Source organism: Hydrogenophaga sp. OTU3427 (assembly GCF_038440225.1).
Lineage (GTDB): Bacteria > Pseudomonadota > Gammaproteobacteria > Burkholderiales > Burkholderiaceae_C > Hydrogenophaga.
On sequence record NZ_JASATI010000093.1, the window covers coordinates 1 to 3,147 of the forward strand.

4 protein-coding genes are annotated in these 3,147 nt (G+C 66.2%); all 4 read right to left on the reverse strand.

What is annotated here, in order from left to right; all coding sequences use genetic code 11:
• Positions 1–41 precede the first annotated feature (41 nt).
• Positions 42–560 carry a hypothetical protein gene (locus AAHB17_RS24315; RefSeq protein WP_342133639.1) on the reverse strand — a complete coding sequence of 173 codons (519 nt, stop codon included), beginning with the start codon at positions 558–560 and terminating at the stop codon, positions 42–44.
• On the reverse strand, positions 542–2,233 hold the full coding sequence (tnpC, locus tag AAHB17_RS24320) for an IS66 family transposase (protein WP_342133640.1): 1,692 nt from the start codon (positions 2,231–2,233) through the stop codon (positions 542–544). Before tnpC ends, AAHB17_RS24315 begins: the two co-directional genes overlap by 19 nt.
• Before the next feature lie 95 nt (positions 2,234–2,328).
• The gene (gene tnpB / locus AAHB17_RS24325; RefSeq protein WP_342133641.1) at positions 2,329–2,670 is read right to left on the reverse strand and encodes an IS66 family insertion sequence element accessory protein TnpB; all 342 of its coding nucleotides are present in this window, start codon (positions 2,668–2,670) and stop codon (positions 2,329–2,331) included.
• Positions 2,667–3,068 (reverse strand): IS66-like element accessory protein TnpA, encoded by a 402-nt coding sequence (gene tnpA, locus AAHB17_RS24825; RefSeq protein ID WP_446719651.1) that lies wholly within the window; start codon positions 3,066–3,068, stop codon positions 2,667–2,669. Before tnpA ends, tnpB begins: the two co-directional genes overlap by 4 nt.
• Between the last annotated feature and the right edge of the window lie 79 nt (positions 3,069–3,147).

The window sequence follows — 3,147 nt, forward strand, 5'->3', positions numbered from 1 at the left end:
CGTGAGCGTCCAGTCAACCCACTTGACCGGACGCCCTCAGCTCATTTGGACTGCAGTTGTGCACCGATGTAGGCCACGCACTCCACGAGGTTGAGGCAAGCCAGCAGCAGGTACTTCTCGGCGTCGGTTCTCACGCGCAGCAGGTCACGCTCGCCGAGGTGGCCGTACACGAACGCGAGCAGGTACCGCTCGGGGTGGTCGACGCAGAACTTCGAGATCATCTGATCGCCAAGATCTGGCGGCACGCCTTCGGTGAACCTCATCGTCGCCGTCAGCCGCTGCAAGCAGGTTTCCTGGACGTCTTCAGAGATCGTTGGCAAGGCGCGCCCGCAGTGCTTCATCGCCTGGAATGTGACCAGCAGGACGTGAATGGGCACCTCCAGCTGCAGCATGTCGACCCCGAAGCGGGGCAACACCAGGATAGAGGCGAGTAGGTTCGGCTGCCGGGCGTGGATTTCGTCGGCCAGCTCAACCTTGTGCTGCGCGCTCATGCGGTCGATGTCGATGCTCGCCCGAACCATCACGGCCTGCGTGAGCAAGGTCATGGTGCTGCGCTGCATGCCGATTGCCAGCGGTGCGGCAGCAACTCCTCAATTCGACTGTTTGGCTGCGTCGGCAGGCGCTGCAGCACGTCGCGCAGGTAGGCCCAGGGGTCGTGGCCGTTCAGGCGTGCCGACTGCACCAGGCTCATCACCATGGCCGTGCGTTGGCCGGCGAGTTCGCTGCCGGCGAAGAGCCATGCCCGTCGCCCCATTGCCCAAGGCTTGATCTGCCGCTCCAGGTGGTTGTTGTCGATCGCGACGGCGCCGTCCTCGAGGTAGTGCGTCAGCGCGGCCCAGTGACCGAGCGTGTAGTCCATGGCGCCCGCTACGGAGCTGCCGTCCGCGACCAGCCGTCGTTCGAGTTCGAGCCATTGTTTGAGCTTGGCCCACAGCGGCTTGGCGAGTTGCTGCCGCTGCGACATGCGCTCGCCGTCGCTCATGCCCTTGAGTTCGGCCTCGACCGCATAGATCCGCGCATAGCGACGGATCGCCTCGTCGCCGATCGGGCTCGTGCCCGTGCGAGTCAGCTCCTCAAACTTACGGCGTGCATGTGCGACACAAGCCGCGCTGATGCGATCGGCATGGATGCGCGGGTCCAGCACGCTGTCGTAGCCTGCGTAGCGGTCCGTCAGCAGCGTTCCGGACCAGCGCCCACGGCCCCGTCGCACGTCGCCCGCGAGGAAGGCCTTCGGGTACTGCGCGCCACGGCCCAGGCAAAACTCATAGACCACGCCGGGCACAGGGTCGTGCCAGCTCCTCGCGTAGGCCCAGACGTAGGCCTTGCGCGTCTTGCCGGCACCGGGGTCGAGCAGCGCCACGGGCGTCTCGTCGGCATGCAGGACCCGGCACGCGAGGATGAAGGCCTTGTGCACATCGTAGAGTGGCTCCAGCGCCGCGCCCGCCTGGCCAGCCCATGCCGCGAGCGTGGAACGCGGTGTGTGGACGCCGCTGCGGGCGTTGATCGCCTCTTGCCGGTAGTACGGCAAGTGGTCGACGCAGCGGCTGATGAGCGTGTGCGCGATGAGGCCGCTGGCGGCCATGCCGCCCTCGATCAGTTCCGGGATGGACGGCGCCTGTTTGAGGATCTGACAGCAGCGGCATGCCCATTTGCCGTAGATATGGCGATGGACGAAGAACTCGGCCGGCACGATATCCAGCCGCTCGCTCACCTCCTCGCCGATGCGCGTCATCGGGCGCCCGCAGTGGGACGCGGGGCAGCGGGTGCTCTCGGGCTCATGACGGTGTTCGACGCGACGCAGGTGCTCAGGCAATGGCTGACGGCGTGGTCGCCTCGGCGCGGCCTTCGGCTTGGCGTCGACAGTGGTCTCCGTGGATTCGCCCCGCAGTTGCTCCAGCTGCGCACGCAGGCTCGCCTCGTCCTCGGCGATCGTCTCCTCGAACAGGCGTCGCTGGTCGGTGTTCATCGCCTCGGAGCTGGCGCCGAACTTCCAGCGTTTGAGGCGAGCCAACTCGAAGGTGATCTTCTCGATCTTGGCGTCGCGCCAGGCGATGTCGCGGTCCTTGCGCTGCAGGAGATCCCTGGCTTGGCCCAACTCGCGCTCGCGATCGACAAGAGCCTGCTCACGCAGTGCGAGTTGCCGTTCGACATGCTGCCAACGGGCGACCCAGGCCAGCGCTTCGGGCGGGAGCGCCTGCAGATTGAGCGTGGGAAGATCGTGCGTGCCGAGCATGACAGCATGGTGCCAGGACCCTGTATGCAGCGCATCGGAACAAGTACGAATTGCGTCGACGCTGGCGCGGTCAAGTGCCAGTGTCGATGTTGCTGTCAGGCCCGCGTGATGGTGCTCAATTCGGGCAACCGCTCCCACGGCAGGCCGAGGACCAGCGCGTCGAACTGAGCGTTGGTGAGCGACAGAGATATGGGCGATGTCGTGGTGGCCGGTACCCACGCGAAGCGGCCCGCGTTGAGCCGGCGTGCCGCGCACCAGACGCCAAAGCCGTCGTGCATGAGGAGTTTGATGCGGGTGCCGCGGGCGTTGGCAAACAGGTAGCCGTGGTGGGCCTGGGCTGTACCGAAGACTTGCACAACGCGCGCCAGCAGGCGGTCGGCGCCGGCGCGCATGTCGATGGGCTCGGCGGCCAGCCACATCGCGTCGATGCGGATCATCGAAGCAGCTCGCGCATCCAGACCGCGCAGTCGCTGGCCGCACCCGCCGGCCAGGTCACCATGACCGTCATCGGTCCTCGTCGCAACTCGATGCGAATGTCCGGGACGTGCGGTGGTGGGGCAGGTGGCGGCAGACTGACCGGCACGAAGACGGTCTTGGGCTCTCGCGCTGTGGCTCCAGCTACGACGTCTGCATGCACGACCTCGCTTCTTGGTCTCAGCTCCGCCTCATGCACCCAGCGCCGAAGAAGGTTAGCGTTGATGCCGTGAGCCATCGCCACTGCGGCCATCGACATGCCAGGCTGCTGGCAGGCCGCCACCGCGTCGGCCTTGAAATCATCGGTGTGCGCTCGCCGCCGCTGGCGCGGGCCTGCTGGCCGATCAGGGATAGTGTTCACGTGTCCACCAAGTGTTGAAGTGGACTCGAGGCTCCTATGAAACGCCCAGGCTTTCAAGATGGGCTGACTGGACGCTCAC

Coding starts and splice junctions, on each gene's coding strand:
- tnpC (WP_342133640.1), bottom strand. CDS start 2,233: ATGCTCGGCACGCACGATCTTCCCACGCTCAATCTGCAGGCGCTCCCG.
- AAHB17_RS24315 (WP_342133639.1), bottom strand. CDS start 560: ATGCAGCGCAGCACCATGACCTTGCTCACGCAGGCCGTGATGGTTCGG.
- tnpB (WP_342133641.1), bottom strand. CDS start 2,670: ATGATCCGCATCGACGCGATGTGGCTGGCCGCCGAGCCCATCGACATG.